This window comes from Komagataeibacter oboediens, from assembly GCF_003207815.1.
Lineage (GTDB): Bacteria > Pseudomonadota > Alphaproteobacteria > Acetobacterales > Acetobacteraceae > Komagataeibacter > Komagataeibacter oboediens.
The window spans coordinates 1-1,415 of record NZ_NKTX01000186.1 but is presented as its reverse complement, the minus strand read 5'-3'; the positions used below and the strand labels follow the sequence as shown (position 1 = coordinate 1,415).

Annotated in this window: 2 protein-coding genes and 3 pseudogenes; 2 read left to right on the top strand and 3 right to left on the bottom strand. The window is 54.5% G+C overall.

Annotated features, from left to right (window positions below):
- From CFR80_RS18155 to CFR80_RS18145, 3 genes and pseudogenes are all read right to left on the bottom strand, one after another.
- Positions 1–160 (bottom strand): annotated as a pseudogene (locus tag CFR80_RS18155) (IS5/IS1182 family transposase); the annotation flags it as partial.
- Between the two features lie 92 nt (positions 161–252).
- A pseudogene (locus CFR80_RS18150) lies at positions 253–672 on the bottom strand (transposase); the annotation flags it as partial.
- A 110-nt stretch (positions 673–782) separates the two neighbouring features.
- Complete coding sequence (locus tag CFR80_RS18145) at positions 783–1,025, bottom strand: recombinase family protein (protein WP_110507851.1); 243 nt, start codon at positions 1,023–1,025, stop codon at positions 783–785.
- Between CFR80_RS18145 and CFR80_RS19555 the strand changes: the two genes are divergently transcribed.
- Positions 1,024–1,287, top strand: coding sequence for a hypothetical protein (locus CFR80_RS19555; protein ID WP_181418279.1), 264 nt, complete (start codon positions 1,024–1,026; stop codon positions 1,285–1,287). The two genes, CFR80_RS18145 and CFR80_RS19555, sit on opposite strands and share 2 nt — an antisense overlap.
- A pseudogene (locus CFR80_RS18140) lies at positions 1,256–1,415 on the top strand (IS5/IS1182 family transposase); the annotation flags it as partial. The gene CFR80_RS19555 and the pseudogene CFR80_RS18140, both read left to right, overlap by 32 nt.

The following is a 1,415-nucleotide window of genomic DNA, read 5'->3' as shown; positions in this document are numbered from 1 at the left end:
TGACCACCTCGCGCATATCCGTCGTGCGAGGGCGACCGCCCCGTTTCGCAGGGGGCACAAATGGCACGATCAAAGCCCATTCCCCGTCCATCATATCCGATGGATATCGCAGTCCTTCCCGGCTATGTTCACGTCGGGCAATACCAGTCCATGTCATCATTCACTCCATCTCTTCGTAAAGACGGATGAATCACAACAGGCTGGTATTGTTCAAAAACTTTCGGATCGGGCTCTTAGACCCTGCTTGGAAAATCAAGAATGAGCATTTCTGCGCATGAGATTGGCGCCCATGGCGACGAAGATCATGGCCTGTGACACGTCGACGCAACACTCGTAATCACGCACGACCCGCTGCCAACGGGTCATCCAGCCGAAAGTATTCTCAACCACCCAGCGTCGCTGGCAGCAGATGATCTCGACGATGAAATCCAGATAAATCGCCTTGTCCATCAACTTCAGGCGATCATAGGCGCCATCGGTGAACAGATGCTTCACTTATGCAGATCGCATCCAGGATCATCGGGGCGCCGGCACTATCAGAGATATCGGTCGGGGTCAGGTTGAGCCATCAAGAGGCGCCCGTCCGTATCGACAGCAATATGGTGCTTGCGTCCGACGACCTTCTTGCCGGCATCGTAACCCCCTTGTCGTTGCATGAGGCGCCTTGATGCTTGTCTTATGCAGTGAACATCGCTGCGTGCGACAAAAGACTGATTTTGCCGGAGTGGCGCCCCCGGCAAAATCAGGAAGGGGTCGGTACATAAAACGGGCACAGATATACGCTAAGGATTATCGGTGATTGTGACGGCTTGCCGAAGCGGGCGGAGTTTCCAGACCACCAGCGTATCCCCTTCCTTGAGCCAGGCGAGGCACGTCTTGAGGCCAGGACGATCGTCGCGGGCACCAGAGGCCTTGTCGGAATGAATGTGGCGTGCATCGACGCCAGCCGCGATCAGCGCATCGCGCTGGAGATCCACTGACTGGCGTTCGTCGGCTGAGGACACTCGCATATAACCGACCAGCATGTACGACAAACCTCATCAGAAGAGTTTCCGCACAGTAATGCAAAGCGACATGGTTTGTCGTGCAGTTTTTGCTACCTTGGTGGCTATCTTTTCCCGGCAAGAAAAAAATGACGGAAAACACCTGTTTTCCGTCATATACCCTCAGCATCCGACCTTAGAGCCCGATCCGAAAGTTTTTGAACAATACCAGCCTGTTGTGATTCATCCGTCTTTACGAAGAGATGGAGTGAATGATGACATGGACTGGTATTGCCCGACGTGAACATAGCCGGGAAGGACTGCGATATCCATCGGATATGATGGACGGGGAATGGGCTTTGATCGTGCCATTTGTGCCCCCTGCGAAACGGGGCGGTCGCCCTCGCACGACGGATATGCGCGAGGTGGTCA

Coding starts and splice junctions, on each gene's coding strand:
- CFR80_RS19555 (WP_181418279.1), top strand. CDS start 1,024: ATGTACGACAAACCTCATCAGAAGAGTTTCCGCACAGTAATGCAAAGC.
- CFR80_RS18145 (WP_110507851.1), bottom strand. CDS start 1,025: ATGCTGGTCGGTTATATGCGAGTGTCCTCAGCCGACGAACGCCAGTCA.